18 protein-coding genes are annotated in these 18,778 nt (G+C 72.1%); 15 read left to right on the forward strand and 3 right to left on the reverse strand.

Going from position 1 to position 18,778, the window contains the following annotated elements; translation table 11 throughout:
• The first annotated feature begins 39 nt into the window (after positions 1-39).
• From mqnC to AB0P03_RS32100, 5 genes are all read left to right on the forward strand, one after another.
• A complete protein-coding gene (gene mqnC / locus AB0P03_RS32080; protein ID WP_063348156.1) occupies positions 40-1,260 on the forward strand; it encodes a cyclic dehypoxanthinyl futalosine synthase in 1,221 nt (406 codons plus the stop codon).
• A gap of 16 nt (positions 1,261-1,276) precedes the next feature.
• A complete protein-coding gene (locus AB0P03_RS32085; RefSeq protein WP_363632132.1) occupies positions 1,277-1,918 on the forward strand; it encodes a hypothetical protein in 642 nt (213 codons plus the stop codon).
• A gap of 313 nt (positions 1,919-2,231) precedes the next feature.
• Positions 2,232-2,753 (forward strand): hypothetical protein, encoded by a 522-nt coding sequence (locus AB0P03_RS32090; RefSeq protein ID WP_363632133.1) that lies wholly within the window; start codon positions 2,232-2,234, stop codon positions 2,751-2,753.
• Between the two features lie 138 nt (positions 2,754-2,891).
• Entirely contained in the window at positions 2,892-3,587 is a 696-nt protein-coding gene (locus AB0P03_RS32095; protein ID WP_363585033.1) for a demethylmenaquinone methyltransferase, read from the forward strand.
• A 134-nt stretch (positions 3,588-3,721) separates the two neighbouring features.
• Positions 3,722-5,011 (forward strand): geranylgeranyl reductase family protein, encoded by a 1,290-nt coding sequence (locus AB0P03_RS32100; protein ID WP_350877772.1) that lies wholly within the window; start codon positions 3,722-3,724, stop codon positions 5,009-5,011.
• A 62-nt stretch (positions 5,012-5,073) separates the two neighbouring features.
• Here the strand turns inward: AB0P03_RS32100 and AB0P03_RS32105 are convergent, their stop codons facing one another.
• The 3 genes from AB0P03_RS32105 to AB0P03_RS32115 all read right to left on the reverse strand — a co-directional run bounded on the left by AB0P03_RS32105 (position 5,074) and on the right by AB0P03_RS32115 (position 7,082).
• Entirely contained in the window at positions 5,074-5,436 is a 363-nt protein-coding gene (locus AB0P03_RS32105) for a MazG-like family protein (RefSeq protein WP_363585035.1), read from the reverse strand.
• 97 nt (positions 5,437-5,533) lie between these two features.
• Positions 5,534-6,232, reverse strand: coding sequence for a peptidylprolyl isomerase (locus AB0P03_RS32110; RefSeq protein WP_363619149.1), 699 nt, complete (start codon positions 6,230-6,232; stop codon positions 5,534-5,536).
• Between the two features lie 85 nt (positions 6,233-6,317).
• Entirely contained in the window at positions 6,318-7,082 is a 765-nt protein-coding gene (locus AB0P03_RS32115; protein WP_363632135.1) for a TetR/AcrR family transcriptional regulator, read from the reverse strand.
• A 94-nt stretch (positions 7,083-7,176) separates the two neighbouring features.
• On the opposite strand from AB0P03_RS32115, the gene AB0P03_RS32120 reads away from it, so the two are divergent.
• The 10 genes from AB0P03_RS32120 to nuoH all read left to right on the forward strand — a co-directional run bounded on the left by AB0P03_RS32120 (position 7,177) and on the right by nuoH (position 18,777).
• On the forward strand, positions 7,177-7,842 hold the full coding sequence (locus tag AB0P03_RS32120) for a CatB-related O-acetyltransferase (protein WP_363585041.1): 666 nt from the start codon (positions 7,177-7,179) through the stop codon (positions 7,840-7,842).
• 230 nt (positions 7,843-8,072) lie between these two features.
• Entirely contained in the window at positions 8,073-9,149 is a 1,077-nt protein-coding gene (locus AB0P03_RS32125) for a DMT family transporter (protein ID WP_363632137.1), read from the forward strand.
• 549 nt (positions 9,150-9,698) lie between these two features.
• On the forward strand, positions 9,699-10,058 hold the full coding sequence (locus AB0P03_RS32130) for an NADH-quinone oxidoreductase subunit A (RefSeq protein WP_030060100.1): 360 nt from the start codon (positions 9,699-9,701) through the stop codon (positions 10,056-10,058).
• A 100-nt stretch (positions 10,059-10,158) separates the two neighbouring features.
• Positions 10,159-10,713: an NADH-quinone oxidoreductase subunit B gene (locus AB0P03_RS32135; protein WP_063348147.1), complete on the forward strand. Its 555-nt coding sequence runs from the start codon at positions 10,159-10,161 to the stop codon at positions 10,711-10,713.
• Complete coding sequence (locus AB0P03_RS32140) at positions 10,710-11,423, forward strand: NADH-quinone oxidoreductase subunit C (RefSeq protein WP_363585045.1); 714 nt, start codon at positions 10,710-10,712, stop codon at positions 11,421-11,423. The genes AB0P03_RS32135 and AB0P03_RS32140 overlap by 4 nt, the downstream gene beginning before the upstream one ends.
• Positions 11,423-12,799 (forward strand): NADH-quinone oxidoreductase subunit D, encoded by a 1,377-nt coding sequence (locus AB0P03_RS32145; protein WP_363585047.1) that lies wholly within the window; start codon positions 11,423-11,425, stop codon positions 12,797-12,799. Before AB0P03_RS32140 ends, AB0P03_RS32145 begins: the two co-directional genes overlap by 1 nt.
• A complete protein-coding gene (nuoE, locus tag AB0P03_RS32150; protein WP_363585048.1) occupies positions 12,796-13,551 on the forward strand; it encodes an NADH-quinone oxidoreductase subunit NuoE in 756 nt (251 codons plus the stop codon). Before AB0P03_RS32145 ends, nuoE begins: the two co-directional genes overlap by 4 nt.
• Complete coding sequence (gene nuoF, locus AB0P03_RS32155; RefSeq protein ID WP_363585050.1) at positions 13,551-14,912, forward strand: NADH-quinone oxidoreductase subunit NuoF; 1,362 nt, start codon at positions 13,551-13,553, stop codon at positions 14,910-14,912. Before nuoE ends, nuoF begins: the two co-directional genes overlap by 1 nt.
• Positions 14,909-17,452: an NADH-quinone oxidoreductase subunit G gene (locus AB0P03_RS32160; protein ID WP_363585052.1), complete on the forward strand. Its 2,544-nt coding sequence runs from the start codon at positions 14,909-14,911 to the stop codon at positions 17,450-17,452. Before nuoF ends, AB0P03_RS32160 begins: the two co-directional genes overlap by 4 nt.
• Positions 17,449-18,777 carry an NADH-quinone oxidoreductase subunit NuoH gene (nuoH, locus tag AB0P03_RS32165; protein WP_363632139.1) on the forward strand — a complete coding sequence of 443 codons (1,329 nt, stop codon included), beginning with the start codon at positions 17,449-17,451 and terminating at the stop codon, positions 18,775-18,777. Before AB0P03_RS32160 ends, nuoH begins: the two co-directional genes overlap by 4 nt.
• Position 18,778: the final 1 nt, after the last annotated feature.

The raw sequence follows: 18,778 nt of genomic DNA on the forward strand, positions 1-18,778 counted from the left end.
GCCGAGAACTGCAGTATCCGAGAGAGAGAAGGCGGCCAGGTGACCGAGCTCGCAGCGACCACCCTCGATGCGCCCAGCACCGATTTGCAGGCCGTGCTCGACCGGGCCGCCGGCGGTGGCCGGATCACCCCGGAGGAGGCGCTGGAGCTGTACCGCTCGGCGCCGCTGCACGCGCTCGGCTCCGCCGCCGACGCGGTGCGCCGCCGCCGCTACGCCGGTACCGAGCACATCGCGACGTACATCATCGAGCGCAACATCAACTACACCAACGTCTGCGTGACGGCGTGCAAGTTCTGCGCGTTCTACGTGCCGCCGAAGAGCGACAAGGGCTGGTCCCGCGAGCTCGACGAGATCCTGCGCCGCTGCGCCGAGACCGTCGAACTGGGCGGCACCCAGATCATGTTCCAGGGCGGCCACCACCCGGACTACGGCGTGGAGTACTACGAGCGCGCGTTCTCGGCAATCAAGGCCGACTTCCCGCAGCTGGTGATCCACTCCCTGGGCGCCTCCGAGGTCGACCACATGGCCCGGATCTCGGGCGTCTCGATCGAGGAGGCCATCACCCGGATCCACCGGGCCGGTCTGGACTCCTTCGCCGGCGCCGGCGCCGAGCTGCTGCCCGCGCGGCCGCGCAAGGCGATCGCCCCGCTCAAGGAGTCCGGCGAGCGCTGGCTGGAGATCATGGAGGCCGCGCACGGCCTCGGCGTGGAGTCCACCTCCACCATGCTGATGGGCACCGGCGAGACCAACGCCGAGCGGATCGAGCACCTGCGGATGATCCGCGACGTGCAGGACCGCACCGGCGGCTTCCGGGCCTTCATCCCCTACACCTACCAGCCGCAGAACAACCACCTGAAGGGCTCGACGCAGGCCACCGTCTTCGAGTACCTGCGGATGATCGCGATCGCCCGCCTGTTCCTCGACAACATCGCCCACATCCAGGGCTCCTGGCTCACCACCGGCAAGGAGGCCGGCCAGCTGTCGCTGCACTACGGTGCGGACGACCTCGGCTCGGTCATGCTGGAGGAGAACGTCGTCTCGGCGGCCGGTGCCAAGCACCGCTCCAACCTCACCGAGCTGATCCACCTCATCCGGGCCGCCGACCGCGTCCCGGCGCAGCGCGCGACCACGTACGAGCACCTGCGGGTGCTGGACGACCCGGCCAACGACCCGGTGGACCCGCGGGTCGCCTCGCACATCGCCTCCACGGCGATCGAGGGCGGCACCGCGCACCCCGAGCTGAAGATCCTGGACAACTGAGGCCCGGGGCACCGCCGTGCTGACCCTGCACCGGGCGGCCCTGGTGCTGCCCGACCCGGCCGACCCCACCGCCCCGTCCCTCCCGGACGGGGCGGTGCTGGTGCGCGGCGACCGCGTCGAGGCCGTCGGACCGTACCGGGAACTGGCCGCCGCGCACCCGGGGGCGCGACTGCGGGACTGGGGCGCCGCGGTGCTCACGCCGGGGCTGCGCAACCCGTACGGGCACCGGCTGCTGGAACACGCCTACCACCCGGACCCGCGCGAGGAGATCGGCGTCGAGCCGGTCGCGGACGGGCTGACGGGCTCCGTCGACGAGGGGCGCTGCGGCGCGAGCGCCCGGCGCGGGCTGCAACGGATGCTCGGGTTCGGGGTGACGGCGGTGGCCGGGCCGTTCGAGCGGGCCGCGGTGCGCACGGCCGTGGCGCGCTCCGGGCTGGTCGCGCTGCCGGGCGCCCCGGACGCGATGGACCCGGCGGACGGCCCGCTGGACCCGCTGTCGGTGCTGCCGCTCGCGGCGGCCGTGCACGGCCGGGTGGCGGCGGGCGGCCGGGCCGACTTTGCGGTGTTCCCGGCCGTTGGGGAGGGCTTCGCCCAGCCATCGCCGGGCGGTTGCCTGGCCGCCGTGTTGGGCGGGCGGTTGGTGTACCGGCGGCGCTGAACGGGGCCGGGAACCGGACGACGTACTCGCCGGTAGTCGGACTTCCTTGCGGCGTACGGCACTTCCTTCGTGTGCCGCCGAACTCCACTGTCCACCCTGTGGGGTGATTCCCCCTTCGCCGTGACCTGAGGGCCCGCCAGCGGATACGATCCCGGACAGCTCACTCCGTACCCTCACCACCTACCGCCCGTGCCCGCGGGTGGCGGGGCCGTGTCCCAGGCCCCGAAGGCAAGCCAGGACAGGAACCATGCGATCCGCGACCGTCCCCCCGCCGCGATCCCCGCGGTTGGGCCGTGGTTGGTACCTCGCCGCCGTGCTCAGCGCCGTGCTGGCCGTCGGCATGTGCCTGCTCGGCTGGCGCCAGGCCGACCAGGCCGACCGGATCGGCGCCCACCCCGTGAGAGTCGAAGGCGTCGTCACCCAGCTCCCCACCGGCGGCGGCTCCTACAGTGCCGTCAGCTACCGGGCGTCCGGCCAGTCGCACACCGCGGCCGCGCTGCCGCTCGCCGACGGCGCCAGGATCGGCGACCCGATCTGCCTGGAGCACGCCGCCGACGACCCGGGCGCGGTGCGGATCTGCGGCGACACCTACCCGCAGCCGGTCGGCGTCGGCCTGGCCCGGTTCAGCGTGCCGGTCGCGGTCGGGATGTTCGTGGTCTGCGTGCTGCGCATCCGGCGGCACCGGCGGGCGCTCGCGGTCCGCGCCGGGCAGGGCCGGCTGGCCACCACCGTCGCACTGGCGACCGGGGCGCTGGCCGACGGGATGCCCGCGATAACCCACGGCAAGCGCTCCCGGCGCCGGCGGCGCGCGAGCGGGCGGCGCGCGCAGCACTGACGGGGCGCGCGGCACCGGTGGGGCCGGGCGGGGGCGCTGGACGGCGGGGGCGTGCGGCGGGGCCCGTGCGGCGGGTGCGGACGCCCCGCGGCGTGCCCCGTTGGTCGGGGTGTCGGCGCCAGGGTGAACAATGGGGGCGTGACCCGAGCCTCTCTGGACAAGCAGCCGCACGAAGTCGCCGCCATGTTCGACGACGTCGCGGCCAAGTACGACCGCACCAACGACGTGCTGTCCCTCGGCCAGGCCCGCGCCTGGCGCCGGGCGGTGGCCGAGGCGGTGGACGCCGGACCGGGGGACCTCGTGCTCGACCTCGGAGCCGGCACCGGCACCTCCTCGCTGCCCTTCGCCGAGGCCGGCGCGCAGGTCGTCCCGTGCGACTTCTCCGTCGGCATGCTCGTCGAGGGCAAGCGCCGCCACCCCGAGCTGCCGCTCACCGCCGGCGACGCCACCCGGCTGCCGTTCGCGGACGGCACCTTCGACTCGGTGACGATCTCCTTCGCGCTGCGCAACGTCCAGGACACCGACGCGGCGCTGCGCGAGATGCAGCGCGTCACCAAGCCCGGCGGCAAGCTGGTGATCTGCGAGTTCTCCACCCCGACCTGGACGCCGTTCCGGACGGTCTACACCGAGTACCTGATGCGCGCCCTGCCGCCGGTCGCCACCGCGGTCAGCAGCAACCCGGACGCGTACGTGTACCTCGCCGAGTCCATCCGCTCCTGGCCCGACCAGCCCGAGCTGGCGGCCCGGCTGCAGGAGAGCGGCTGGTCCAAGGTCGCCTGGCGCAACCTCACCGGCGGCATCGTCGCGCTGCACCGGGCGTACAAGCTCGGGTAGCCGTTGCACCGGCGGTGTGGGGGCGTGGTCGTTTCCGGCGGCGGGGACGGAACTAGACTGCCGGAGACAGAAGCCGCCGTCCCCACAGCCGCAGCTCCAGGAGAGTGTCCACCGTGTCCGAGACCGCAGCCGATCTGACGAAGCCGGACAGCCCGGTCGAGAGCACGGCCGACGTCATCGTGGTCGGCGCGGGTCCGGCCGGGTCCACCACCGCGTACTACCTCGCCCAGGCCGGGCTGGACGTGCTGCTGCTGGAGAAGACCGCGTTCCCGCGCGAGAAGGTCTGCGGCGACGGCCTCACCCCCCGCGCCACCAAGCAGCTGGTGGACATGGGCATCGACGTCTCCACCGAGAACGGCTGGCTGCACAACAAGGGCCTGCGCATCATCGGCGGCGGCGTCCGGCTGGAGCTGGACTGGCCCGAGCTGTCCGCCTTCCCGGACTACGGCCTGGTCCGCAAGCGCGCCGACTTCGACGAGCTGCTGGTCCGTCAGGCCGAGAAGGCCGGCGCCCGGCTCTACGAGCGCTGCAACGTCAGCGGGCCCGTCCTGGACGAGCGCACCGGCCGGATCGTCGGCGTCACCGCCAAGCTCGGCGACGAGAAGCGGCCGGTCACCTTCCGCGCCCCGCTGGTGGTCGCCGCCGACGGCAACTCCACCCGGCTCTCGCTCGCCATGGGCCTGCACCGCCGCGAGGACCGCCCGATGGGCGTCGCCTACCGGACGTACTTCACCTCGCCGCGCCACGACGACGACTACCTGGAGTCCTGGCTGGAGCTGTGGGACACCCGCGGCGGCCAGCGCAAGCAGCTGCCCGGGTACGGCTGGGTCTTCGGCATGGGCGACGGCACCTCCAACGTCGGCCTCGGCATCCTCAACTCCTCGCCCGCGTTCGGCGAACTCGACTGGCGCGAGGTGCTCAAGGCCTGGTGCGCCGGCATGCCGGAGGAGTGGGGCTACACCCCCGAGAACATGACCGACCCGATCCGCGGCGCCGCGCTGCCGATGGCCTTCAACCGGCAGCCGCACTACACCCGCGGCCTGCTGCTCGTCGGCGACGCGGGCGGCATGGTCAACCCGTTCAACGGCGAGGGCATCGCCTACGCGATGGAATCCGGCCAGATCGCCGCCGGCGTCATCGTCCAGGCCCACGCCCGGGTCACCGAGACCGGGCGCGAGCGCGCTCTGCAGGGCTACCCGCGCGTCCTCAAGGACGTCTACGGCGGCTACTACACGATGGGCCGCGCCTTCGTGAAGCTCATCGGCAACCCCAAGGTGATGCAGCTCGCCACCCAGCGCGGCCTCACCCACCCGATGCTGATGCGCTTCACCCTCAAGATGCTCGCCAACCTCACCGACCCGCAGGGCGGCGACGCGATGGACCGCATCATCAACGGCCTCGCGAAGGTCGCGCCCAACGCGTAGCGGGCCCGGGGCCTTCTACCGGCCCCCTCGGTCCCCCCGGCCCCCCGGTCCCTTCCAGGACCTCAGGGCGTCTCCTCCGCCGTCTTCCGCTCCCCGTCCGCCGGGCGGCGGGAGGCGGCGGAGCGCTGTTCGACGTAGGCGAGGCGGTCGGCGAAGACCCGGGCCGCGTCGGGGGTGAGCGTCCGGAGGGCGACGAGGGCGGTGAAGACGACGTCGCAGAGCTCGTGCTGGACGTCCTCCCAGCTGTGGGTGACGCCCTTGCGCGGGTTCTGGCCGGTGGCGCCGATCACCGCGGCGCCGACCTCGCCGACCTCCTCGGAGAGCTTGAGGATCCGCAGCAGGCGCTCCTCCCGGGGCGACTGCGTGCCCTGCTCGTCGAGCCACGCGACGAGGTGGTCCACGCTCTCCCAGATCCGGCTGTCCATGCGCGCTGCTCCCGTGCGGTGTCGTTGGTGCTGCCACCGTACGGGAGGCACTGCGGACGCACGGGAACGGCGTGGGGGGTGAGGGGCGGGCTCCCGGTCAGCGGGTGCTGATCTTCACGTGGCGGATGTTCACGGGGAGGGTGGGGAAGCCGTCGCCGGGGTTGTTCTGGTCGTCCTCGCCGCCCGCGGCGATCTTCTGCAGGACGTCCAGGCCCGCCGTGATCCGGCCGAACGGGGTGTAGGCGGGGGAGAGCTTGGTGTCCTTCCAGACGAAGAAGAACTGGCTGCCGTTGGTGTTCGGACCGGCGTTGGCCATCGCCACGGTGCCGGCCGGGTAGGTGGCGCCGGTCAGGTTCTCGTCCGGGAAGGAGTAGCCGGGCCCGCCGCTGCCCGTTCCGGTCGGGTCGCCGCACTGCAGGACGTAGAGCCGCTGGGTGGTGAGGCGGTGGCAGTGGCTGCGGTCGAAGTAGTCGTGCTCGGCGAGGAAGCGGAACGAGAAGGTGGTGCAGGGCGCCTTGTCGGTCAGCGCCTGGAAGGTGATCGCGCCCTGGCTGGTGCGCAGGGTGGCGCGGTAGGGCTGGGCGGCCTTCTCGGCGTCGAAGACGGGGATGCCCTTGAAGTTGTCGGCCGGCACCGCGGGCGTGTAGGCGCAGGCGGGCGCGGGCGGCGGGGTGTCCGCGACGGCGGTGCCGGTGCTCGCCGTGAGCGGGAGGACGGTGGCGACGGCGAGCAGGGCCCAGGGTGCGCGCTTCACGTGACGGGCCTTCCGGAGGGTGGTGGACGGCGGGGTTGGCATGGCGCCATCATCCACGCCGGGGCGGCGATCCGGTAGAGGTCGGTAGGGGCCGTTGGGTTTCAGGCCCCGTCGGGCGGGTGGAGGGTCAGGAGGGCTCCGGGGGAACGGGGTTGGCCCGGGGTGCGGAGGTGAACAGCCCGGCGCGGGCGGCCAGCGCGGCGGCGTCGGCGGCCCGCTCGGCGGTGTGGGCGTCGAGCGGCTCGCCGGTGACGAACAGCCGGTAGTAGAGCGGGGCGGTGGCGGCCCGGACCACCTCGGCGCCGTCCGTTCCGGTGGGCAACTCGCCCCGGGCGACGGCTCGTTCGGCGACCTCGGCGGCCTGGCGGTGGCGGGAGGCGAAGAAGGCGCGCAGGGCGGTCGCGCCGGTGTCGGAGCGCTGAGCGGCGAAGATCAGCGCGGTGGGGGTGGCCCCCAGGTCGGGATCGGTGAAGACGGTGAACACCTCCCGGGTGATCAGCCGCAGGTCCTCGCGGAGGTCGCCGGTGTCGGGCAGCGGCCAGGACTGGTCGGCCGAGGCGGTCAGGGCGTCCGCGACCAGGCCGTCCACTCCGCCCCACCGCCGGTACAGCGTCGCCTTGTGGACGCCGGAGCGGCTCGCGACCGCCTCGACGGTGAGGCCGTCGTACCCCTTCTCGGCGACCTCGGCGAGCGTGGCGGCGACCACCCCCTCCCGGACCCGGGCGCTGCGACCGCCGGGGCGCGGGGTCGGGGTGCGGGGCTCGGGGTGGGTCGTTTCGAGGTGAGTCGTCGCGGGCTGTGCGGTGGTGGCGGGGGCGGTCGTCGCGGGGTGTGCGGTGGTGGCGGGGTGGGTCGTCGCGGGGTGGGTCGGCTCCGGGGCGTTCTCGTTCAAAGTCGACTCCAGTCGCGTTAAGGCTTGCTGTGGTGTGGCGGCCGTGCCATGCTCATCGTAATGCGACCTTGGTCGCGTTACGAGAGGAGTCTGTGTGACCGCCACCGCCATTCCCGACCCCACTGCCCTGCACCCGCTCGCCGGCCACGACCGGGTCGTCCTGCTGCGCCCGCTCGTCACCGACCCGCGGATCGAGGTCGGCGAGTACACCTACTTCGACGACCCCGAAGGGGCCACCCGCTTCGAGGAGCGCAACGTCCTCTACGCCTACGGACCCGAGCGGCTGGTGATCGGAAAGTACTGCGCGATCGCCACCGGGGCCCGCTTCCTGATGGCCGGCGCCGCCCACCCGACCATCGGCGTGTCCACCTTCCCGTTCACGATGTTCGGCGGCGAGTGGACCGAGCGGACCCTCGACCTCGTCACCGGCCTGCCCAGCCGGGGCGACACCGTGATCGGCAACGACGTCTGGTTCGGCTTCGGCGCCACTGTCCTGCCCGGCGTCCGGATCGGCGACGGCGCGATCATCGCGGCCGGTGCGATGGTCACCGCCGACGTCGAGCCCTACACCATCGTCGGCGGCAACCCCGCCCGCCCGATCCGGCGCCGCTTCGAGGGCGCCGACGTCGAGCGACTGCTCCGTGCGGCCTGGTGGAACTGGCCGGTCGAGCTCGTCACCGAGCACGTCCGCGCCATCATGTCCGGGACCCCGGCCGACATCGAGGAGATCGCCGCGGCGAACGGCCTGCTCGCCCGCTGACCTGCCGGGCCTGGGAAGGACGTCGGCCCCGGGGGCGCTGGAGCCCCCCGGAGATCCAGTGAGCTGCGGCAGGGCGTTGATCACGGGTGGGCCGGTGCGGGAGGATGGCGTCCCCCTGCTCCATGCTCCGCCCCGTCGATAGCTGCGCCCTTCGCCCAGCTCCAGGGTCCGTCCGACGCCGTACGGTACTCGCGCCCCGCCGGTTCCGTTCGCTCGGAGGGATCTGACTCATGCGCGCCTCCCTGTCCGTGTCTTCGTCCTCATCGGCCCTTCGTGACCTGCCGGTTCTCCTGGTGGCGGTGGTGTGGGGGTCGAGCTTCCTCGCCGTCCAGCGGGTGGCGGAGCCCGGGACGGCCGTGGCGATGCTGGTCCTGCGGTTCGGGCTGGTGCTGCCGCTGCTCGGGATGGTCGCCTGGCCGGCGCTACGGAGGCTGAGCCGCGCCGAGTGGCTGGGCGGCGGCGCACTGGGGCTGGTGCTCAGCGGGATCTTCCTGCTGGAGACGTACGGTGCCGTGCACACCTCCGCCACCAATGCCGGGCTGATCATCAGCCTCGCGATGGTGCTCACCCCGCTCGGCGAGAGCGTCCTCAGCCGGACGGCGCCGCCGCGCGCCTTCCTCGCGGCCGCCGCGCTGGCCGTGCTCGGCGTCGCGCTGCTCACCGGGGACGGCGGGCTGCGCCCGCCTTCGCTCGGCGACCTGCTGGTGCTGGGCGCCGCCCTGGTTCGCTCGGCCTTCGTCCTGGCGACGGCCCGCGCCCGCGCCGTCCGCGGAACCGACATGCTGGCCCTGACCTGGGTCCAACTCGCCGTCGCGACAGCCGTGTTCGCGTCCGTCGCGCCAGCCGTAGGGCCGTCGCCGTGGGCCGTCGCCCGCTCGTACGGGCCCGGCCAGTGGGCCTGGTTGCTGCACCTGTCCCTGTTGTGCACGCTGTTCGCCTTCTTCGTTCAGATGTGGGCTGTCCGCGCCACCTCGCCGTCCCGGGTGAGTCTGTTGCTCGGCACCGAACCGCTGTGGGCCGCCGTCTTCGGCATCACCATCGCCGGGAACCGGATGGGTCCGCTCGCCCTGGTCGGCGGAGCCCTGGTCATGGTCGCCACCGAGTGGGGCCGCCGCACCGCTCCCGCCTCCGTCCCCGCTCCCGCTCCCGCTCCCGTCCGGCGCGGGGAGACCGAAGCCGTTGAGTCCGAGGCCGTTGAGTCCGAAGCCGTCGAGTCCGAGGCCGTCGAGTCCGAGGCCGCTGGATCTGTTGTCGCCGAGTCCGCGACCGGGGTCGGGGAGCGGGGCCCGGAGCCGGCCCCGGTGTGATCCGCTGTGGTGGTCACCGGCGACTCAGCGTCCGACGGGCGTAGACCGTGCCCCAGCCCGGCTGGTGCTCGGCGTACCGGGCGGCGGGCGGCGGGAGGGGGAGGGCCCCGAGGACCGTTTCGCACGCTTGTGAACGAAGGGTCAAGCGAGCGTTCGGTCCCCCGCCACCCCTCAGGGTGAGCCGCTATAACACGTCAACATGACGCCTCGAAATTTGCTCCCGTCGACGCATAGTTGATATAGGAGCGCGGCTCTGACCAGCCGCTTCACAAGTAAATGCGACTGGTTGTGACCATTTGACTTCTTTGTGTTGACAACTCTGGGCATGTTCATATTCGGCACGATTCCCATCGTGGCGTAGATCACAAAGATGACGTTGAACTGCGTGTCGCAGATCACAAGCCGACGGGCATAGGATGCGCTCGTTCCAGGCTTTGTGAACTGCCTCACATGAGGTGGATCCCGGGAACCGGAACGCGGGTTCACCTCAGCGTGACCTGCCGGTTCCGATCTGCAGTCAAGGACGACTGGACGGAGGGAGCGGGGGCTATGAATGCCTACGCGCCGATCCTCGTACTCGGTGCCATCGCGGCGGCGTTCGCGGTCGGCTCCGTCGTGATGGCCTCACTCACCGGCCCCAAGCGCTACAACCGGGCCAAGTTGGAGGCGTACGAGTGCGGCATCGAGCCGACCCCGCAGCCCGTGGGCGGCGGTCGGTTCCCGATCAAGTACTACCTGACGGCGATGCTCTTCATCGTCTTCGACATCGAGATCGTCTTTCTCTATCCCTGGGCGGTGACCTTCGACGCCCTGGGGATCTTCGGGTTGGTCGAGATGCTCCTGTTCATCGCCACGGTCTTCGTCGCCTACGCCTACGTGTGGCGCCGCGGCGGCCTGGAGTGGGACTGAGCGCGGGGTGGCCGCCGCCTTTGTGAACGAGCGGACAAGCCCGAACGGGCCGACGTACCACAGGACTTGAGGGCTTCTTGAGGGCATTGAGAGGGATCTGATGGGAATCGAGGAGAAGCTGCCGAGCGGCTTTCTGCTCACGACCGTGGAGACGGCCGCCGGTTGGGTGCGCAAGGCGTCACTCTTCCCGGCCACCTTCGGTCTGGCCTGCTGCGCGATCGAGATGATGACCACCGGCGCCGGCCGCTACGACCTGGCCCGGTTCGGCATGGAGGTGTTCCGGGGTTCCCCCCGGCAGGCCGATCTGATGATCGTGGCGGGTCGGGTGAGCCAGAAGATGGCCCCGGTGCTGCGCCAGGTGTACGACCAGATGGCCAACCCGAAGTGGGTCATCTCGATGGGCGTCTGCGCCTCCTCGGGCGGGATGTTCAACAACTACGCGATCGTGCAGGGCGTCGACCACATCGTCCCGGTGGACATCTACCTGCCCGGTTGCCCGCCCCGCCCGGAGATGCTGATGGACGCCATCCTGAAGCTGCACGACAAGATCCAGCACGAGCCGCTGGGCGCGAACCGGATCCGGGCCGAGGAACTGGGCGAGGCGCTCGCCCTCAAGGCCACCCCGGTCAGCGAGATGCGGGGGCTGCTGCGATGAACGAGCAGCTACCCGAGACCCGTCGCGAGCACCCGGTCCGCGAGATCCCGGTCGAGGTGGTCGGCCGCCGGCAGGGCATGTTCGGTGCCCAGGACAGCGGCGACACCTCCGGCTTCGGCGGCCTGGCCGCGCCGATCGTGCTGCCCGGCCCGAGCGAACGGCCGTACGGCGGCTGGTTCGACGAGGTCGCCGACGAGCTGGAGGGCGCCCTGGAGGAGCAGGGCCTGGACCCGGTCGAGGTGATCGAGAAGACCGTCGTCGACCGCGGCGAGCTCACCTTCCACATCGACCGCGCCCACCTGCTCCGGACCGCCCGCACCCTGCGCGACGACCCGGCGCTGCGCTTCGAACTGTGCCTGGGCGTGAGCGGCGTGCACTACCCCGACGACAAGGGCCGCGAGCTGCACGCGGTCTACCACCTGCGGTCGATCACCCACGGACGGCTGATCCGGGTGGAGGTCACCGCGCCGGACGCCGACCCGCGCATCCCCTCCGTGGTGAGCGTCTACCCGACCAACGACTGGCACGAGCGCGAGGCCTACGACTTCTTCGGCCTGGTCTTCGAAGGCCACCCGGCGCTCACCCGGATCATGATGCCGGACGACTGGCTGGGCCACCCGCAGCGCAAGGACTACCCGCTCGGCGGCATCCCCGTCGAGTACAAGGGCGCCCAGATCCCGGCTCCCGACCAGCGGAGGTCGTACAGCTGATGAGTACTCGGCACCACGAAGATGCTCGGCACGACGAAGAGACTCGACCCCACGAGGAGACCGAGCAGGCAGAGGCCCGGGAGACCACCGAGGGCCGGGTCTTCACGGTCACCGGAGGCGACTGGGGCGAGGTGGTCGAGGCGGTCGGCCGGGCCGACGACGAGCGCATCATCGTCAACATGGGCCCCCAGCACCCGTCCACCCACGGCGTGCTGCGGCTGATCCTGGAGATCGACGGCGAGACGGTGAAGGAGGCCCGCTGCGGCATCGGCTACCTCCACACCGGCATCGAGAAGAACATGGAGTTCCGCAACTGGGTCCAGGGCACCACCTTCGTGACCCGGATGGACTACCTGACCCCGCTGTTCAACGAGACCGCGTACTGCCTGGCCGTCGAGAAGCTGCTCGGCATCACCGACGACATCCCGGACCGGGTCAGCGTGATCCGGGTGCTGATGATGGAGCTCAACCGGATCGCCTCGCACCTGGTCTGCCTGGCCACCGGTGGCATGGAGATCGGCTCCACCACCCTGATGATCTACGGCTTCCGCGACCGCGAGCTGATCCTGGACGTCTTCGAGCTGGTCACCGGCCTGCGCATGAACCACGCGTACGTGCGCCCCGGCGGCCTCGCCCAGGACCTCCCGCCCGGCGCCGTCGACCAGATCCGCGAATGCGTGAAGACCCTGCGCTCCCGGATGCACGAGTACGACAAACTCGCCACCGGGAACCCGGTGTTCAAGGCGCGCCTGGTCGACGTCGGCTTCCTCGACCTGCCCGGCTGCCTGGCCCTCGGCGCCACCGGCCCGATCCTGCGCGCCACCGGCCTGCCGCACGACCTGCGCAAGACCGACCCGTACTGCGGCTACCAGGACTACGACTTCGAGGTCGCGATCGCGGACAGCGCCGACTCCTACGGCCGCTTCCTGATCCGCCTGGAGGAGATGCGGCAGTCGCTGGGGATCGTCGAGCAGTGCCTGGACCGGCTGCGGCCGGGCCCGGTGATGGTGGCCGACAAGAAGATCGCCTGGCCCGCCCAACTCGCCGTCGGCCCGGACGGGATGGGCAACTCGCTCGACCACATCCGCAAGATCATGGGCACCTCGATGGAGGCCCTGATCCACCACTTCAAGCTGGTCACCGAGGGCTTCAGGGTCCCGGTCGGCCAGGCGTACGCGGCGGTCGAGTCGCCCAAGGGCGAGCTGGGCGTGCACGTGGTCAGCGACGGCGGGACGCGCCCGTACCGGGTCCATTTCCGGGATCCGTCGTTCACCAATCTGCAGACGATGGCGGCGATGTGCGAGGGCGGCCAGGTCGCCGACGTGATCGTCGCGGTGGCCGGGATCGACCCGGTGATGGGAGGCGTGGACCGGTGACAGACGTCCAGTTGGGGATGCCGGCGCTGCCGGCCACACCGTACCCCGAGGAGGTGCACGCCCGGCTTGCCGCCGACGCCGCGGAGCTGATCGGCCGCTACCCGCAGGCCCGGTCGGCGCTGCTGCCGCTGCTGCACCTGGTGCAGGCCGAGGAGGGCTTCGTCAGCCCGACCGGCATCCGGTTCTGCGCCGAGCAGCTGGACCTCACCACCGCCGAGGTCACCGCCGTCGCCACCTTCTACACCATGTACCGGCGGCGCCCGGCCGGGAAGTACCACGTCGGGGTCTGCACCAACACCCTGTGCGCGGTGCTCGGCGGCGACCAGATCTTCGACGAGCTCCAGCAGCACCTCGGCGTGCGCAACAACGAGACCACCGGGGACGGCGAGATCTCGATCGAGCACATCGAGTGCAACGCGGCCTGCGACTACGCGCCCGTGGTGATGGTCAACTGGGAGTTCTTCGACGACCAGACCCCGGAGAGCGCCAAGCGGCTGGTCGACGACCTGCGCGCGGGCCGGGAGGTCCGGCCGACCCGCGGCGCCCGGCTGTGCACCTTCAAGGAGTCCGCCCGGATCCTGGCGGGCTTCCCCGACGAGCGCCCGGGTGCCAACGACGAGTCCGGCGCGGGCGGCGCGCCCTCGCTGGCCGGCCTGCGCCTGGCCAAGGGCGAGGCGCTGCCCGGCACCGGCGGCACCAAGGTCGTCGCGCCCCGCCACGAGGGCACCGGCCACGAAGGGACGGAAGCGTGATGACCGCCGCCGAGCCGGCCGAGAAGCTGCTCACCCCCGTCCTGTCCGCCTCCTGGGACGACGAACGGCCCTGGACGCTGGCCACCTACCGTCGCCACCACGGCTACGACGGCCTCAAGGCGGCCCTGGCGATGCCGCCGGACGACGTGATCGCCCTGGTGAAGGACTCCGGGCTGCGCGGTCGCGGCGGTGCCGGCTTCCCCACCGGGATGAAGTGGCAGTTCATCCCGCAGAACGACGGCAAGCCGCACTACCTGGTGGTCAACGCGGACGAGTCCGAGCCGGGCACCTGCAAGGACATCCCGCTGCTGTTCGCCAACCCGCACGCGCTGATCGAGGGCATGATCATCGCCTCCTACGCGATCCGCTGCGACCACGCGTTCATCTACCTGCGCGGCGAGGTCGTCCCGGTGCTGCGCCGCCTGCACGCGGCCGTCGCCGAGGCGTACCAGGCCGGGCTGCTCGGCCGGGACATCCTCGGCTCGGGCGTCGACCTCGACATCACCGTGCACGCCGGAGCCGGCGCCTACATCTGCGGCGAGGAGACGGCACTGCTGGACTCGCTGGAGGGCCGCCGCGGCCAGCCCCGGCTGCGGCCGCCGTTCCCGGCGATCGCCGGCCTGTACGCCTGCCCGACGGTGGTCAACAACGTCGAGTCGATCGCCTCGGTGCCGCCGATCCTGGCCCGCGGCAAGGAGTGGTTCAAGGGCCTGGGCACCGAAAAGTCCCCCGGCTTCACGCTGTACTCGCTCTCCGGCCACGTCACCAACCCCGGCCAGTACGAGGCGCCGCTGGGCATCACGCTGCGCCAGCTGCTGGACATGAGCGGCGGCGTCCGCCCCGGGCACCGGCTCAAGTTCTGGACCCCGGGCGGCTCGTCCACCCCGATGTTCACCGACGAGCACCTGGACGTCCCGCTGGACTACGAGGGTGTCGGCGCGGCCGGTTCGATGCTCGGCACCAAGGCGCTGCAGGTCTTCGACGAGACCACCTGCGTGGTGCGTGCGGTCACCCGCTGGACCGAGTTCTACGCCCACGAGTCCTGCGGCAAGTGCACCCCCTGCCGCGAGGGCACCTACTGGCTGGTCCAGTTGCTCAAGCGGATCGAGGCGGGCGCGGGCGTCGACGGGGACCTGGAGAAGCTCCTCGACATCGCCGACAACATCAACGGCAAGTCCTTCTGCGCACTGGGCGACGGCGCCGCGAGCCCGATCGTCTCCTCCCTCCAGCACTTCCGGGCCGAGTACGAGCAGCACCTGGCCGAGCGCCGCTGCCCGTTCGACCCGGCCGCCTCCACCGTCTGGGCCGACGGCCCCCGCCCCGGCCACCAGTCCGCCACCGAAAGGGAGGTGCACGCGTGACGATCACAGAGCCATCCACCTCCACGGGCGACAAGGCCGCGGTCGAGCTGGTCACGCTCACCATCGACGGCGTCGAAGTGCAGGTCCCCAAGGGGACGTTGGTGATCCGGGCCGCCGAACGGATCGGCACCCAGATCCCGCGCTTCTGCGACCACCCGCTGCTCGACCCGGCCGGCGCCTGCCGGCAGTGCATCGTCGAGATCGAGGGCCAGCGCAAGCCCGTCGCCTCCTGCACCATCCCGGTCGCCGAGGGCATGGTGGTGCGCACCCAGGTGAGTTCACCGGTGGCCGAGAAGGCGCAGCGCGGCGTGATGGAGCTGCTGCTGATCAACCACCCGCTGGACTGCCCGGTCTGCGACAAGGGCGGCGAGTGCCCGCTGCAGAACCAGGCGATGTCCACGGGTGACGCCGACACCCGCTTCGAGGGGATGAAGCGCACCTACGAGAAGCCGATCCCGCTCAGCACCCAGGTGCTGCTGGACCGGGAGCGCTGCGTGCTGTGCGCGCGCTGCACCCGCTTCTCGCAGCAGATCGCCGGGGACCCGTTCATCGACCTGCTGGAACGCGGCGCGCTCCAGCAGGTCGGCACCGGGGACGACGAGCCGCTCGACTCGTACTTCTCCGGGAACACCATCCAGATCTGCCCGGTGGGCGCCCTGACCTCGGCGGCGTACCGCTTCCGCTCCCGCCCGTTCGACCTGGTCTCCTCGCCGAGCGTGTGCGAGCACTGCTCCTCGGGCTGCGCCCAGCGCACCGACCACCGGCGCGGCAAGGTGCTGCGCCGGCTGGCGGGCGAGGACCCGGCGGTCAACGAGGAGTGGAACTGCGACAAGGGCCGGTTCGCGTTCCGCTACGCCCAGCAGCGGGACCGGATCGCCACCCCGCTGGTGCGGGTGGACGGCGAGCTGGTGCCCGCCTCCTGGCCGGAGGCGCTGGCCCGGGCCGCCGAGGGACTGCGCGGCGCCCGCGTCGGGGTGCTGACCGGCGGCCGGGTCACCGTCGAGGACGCCTACGCGTACGGGAAGTTCGCGCGGGTGGTGCTCGGCACCAACGACGTGGACTTCCGGGCCCGCCCGCACAGCGGCGAGGAGGCGGACTTCCTGGCCGCCGCCGTCGCCGGGCGCGGGGTGGACGTGGACGGCGAGGGCCTGACCTACGAGCAGCTGGAGCAGGCGCCGGCGGTGCTGCTGGCGGGTTTCGAGCCGGAGGAGGAGTCGCCGATCGTCTTCCTGCGGCTGCGCAAGGCCAGCCGCGACCGGGGCCTGAAGGTGTACTCGGTGGCGGCGTTCGCCTCCCGGGGCCTGGCCAAGCTGCGCGGCGCGCTGCTGCCGGCCGCCCCGGGCACGGAGGCGGAGTGGTTCGCCGCGCTGGCCGCCGACGAGCCGCTGAACGACGAGGCCGGGCGGGCCGCCGAGCTGCTGCGCGGCCCGGGCGCGGTGATCCTGGTGGGCGAGCGGCTGGCCGCCGCCCCGGGCGCGCTGACGGCGGTGCTGCGCCTGGCGCACGCGACCGGCGCCCGGCTGGCGTGGGTGCCGCGCCGGGCGGGTGAGCGCGGTGCGGTCGAGGCGGGCCTGCTACCGGGGCTGCTGCCCGGCGGCCGTCCGGTGGCGGCTCCGGCCGCCCGGGCGGAGGCCGCCGGGGTGTGGGGGGTGGCGGAGCTGCCGTCCCGGCCGGGCCGGGACACCGAGCAGATCCTGACGGCCGCGGCGCACGGCGAGCTGGACGCGCTGCTGGTCGGCGGCGTCGACCCGGACGACCTGCCGGATCCGGCGCTGGCCGACGCGGCGCTGGCGGCGGTGCCGTTCGTGGTGTCGCTGGAGCTGCGGCCCTCCGCGGTGACGGCGCGCGCGGACGTGGTGCTGCCGGTGGCGGCGGTGGCGGAGAAGGCCGGCGCCTTCCTGGACTGGGAGGGCCGGCTGCGGATGTTCGAGGCGGCGCTCAAGCCCGATCAGCAGATGGGCCGCCACCTGTACCCGGACCTGCGGGTGCTGACCATGCTGGCGGAGGCGCTGGGCCACCGGCTGGGCCTGCCGGACGTCCGGGCGGCCCGGCTGGAGCTGGACCACTTCACCCCGTGGACGGGTGACCGGTCCGCGGACCCGGCCGCGCATCCCGGCGTGCTGCCCCGCCCGGCCACCGGCCAGGCGGTGCTGGCGGGTTGGCGCCAGCTGCTGGACAACGGCACGTTGCAGCAGGGTGATCCGCACCTGGCGGGCACCCGGCACCGGGCGGTGGCCCGGGTCTCGCCGGCCACCGCGAAGGAGGTCGGTGCGCCGGAGGCCGGCGCCGAGGCGGGTGGGGCGGGCGGGGCGCTGCGGCTGACCGGCCCGGCCGGCTCGCTGACCCTGCCGCTGGAGGTCACCGACTCGATCCCGGACCGCACGGTCTGGATCCCGCTCAACTCCACGCCGGGCGGCGCCCACCGCGCGCTCGGCACCACCGTCGGCCATCTGGTCACGATCGCCGTGGCCGCCCCCGAGCCGGCCGCGAGGGCCGAGGCCGCGGCGGGCGACGCGGGCAGCGAAGGGGAGGAGCGATGACTCCGCAGCCGTACGAGACGCTCCACTTCTTCGGGCAGGACCCGTGGTGGCTGGTGCTGCTGAAGGCGGTGTTCTGCTTCGGCTTCCTGGTCCTGACGGTGCTGATCGCGATCGTCTGGGAGCGCAAGGTGGTGGCCTGGATGCAGCTGCGCATCGGGCCGAACCGGCACGGGCCGTGGGGGATGCTGCAGTCCCTGGCGGACGGCGTGAAGCTCGCGCTCAAGGAAGACCTGGTGGTCAAGGGCGCGGACAAGGTGGTCTACATCCTGGCCCCGATCGTCTGCGCCGTCCCGGCGTTCATGGCCTTCGCGGTGATCCCGTTCGGGCCGGCCGGCAACGAGGTGTCGATCTTCGGCACCCGGACGGCGATGCAGCTGACCGACTTCCCGGTGGCGCTGCTGTACATCCTGGCGACGGCCTCGATCGGCATCTACGGCATCGTGCTGGCCGGCTGGTCGTCCGGTTCGACGTACCCGCTGCTGGGCGGGCTGCGCTCGGCCGCGCAGATGGTCAGCTACGAGATCGCGATGGGCCTGTCCTTCGCGGCGGTGTTCATCTACTCGGGGTCGATGTCGACCTCGGAGATCGTGGCGCACCAGCAGCCGACCTGGTTCGCGGCGCTGCTGCCGGTGTCGTTCATCGTGTACATCATCGCGATGGTGGGGGAGACCAACCGGGCGCCGTTCGACCTCCCGGAGGCCGAGGGCGAGCTGGTCGGCGGTTTCAACACCGAGTACTCCTCGCTGAAGTTCGCGATGTTCATGCTGGCCGAGTACGTCAACATGGTGACCGTCTCGGCGGTGGCCTCCACCCTGTTCCTGGGCGGCTGGCGGGCCCCGTGGCCGGTGTCGACCTTCTGGGAGGGCGCCAACCACGGCTGGTGGCCGATGCTGTGGATCACGCTGAAGATCCAGCTGCTGCTGTTCTTCTTCATCTGGCTGCGCGGCACGCTGCCCCGGTTCCGCTACGACCAGTTCATGAAGCTGGGCTGGAAGGTGCTGATCCCGGTCTCGCTGGTGTGGCTGGTGCTGATCGCGAGCGTGCGGGCGCTGCGCAACGAGGGCTACGGCTTCGGCGAGGTGGTGCTGTACGTCGGCGCGCCGGTCGGGGCGATCCTGCTGCTCGCCCTGCTGCGGGACTTCCTGAAGAAGGAGCCCGAGCCCGAACCCGCCCTGCCGAAGGGGGAGTTCGACCCGATGGCGGGCGGATACCCGGTGCCCCCGCTGCCCGGACAGGAGCTCCCGCCGGTGCCGCGCCGGCGCAGCCGGGCCCCGAAGCAACTCCAGGACGCCCTCAACGGGGCCGACCATACCGAAGGGAGCTGAA

The sequence above is a fragment of the Kitasatospora sp. NPDC088779 genome (assembly GCF_040685395.1).
Lineage (GTDB): Bacteria > Actinomycetota > Actinomycetes > Streptomycetales > Streptomycetaceae > Kitasatospora.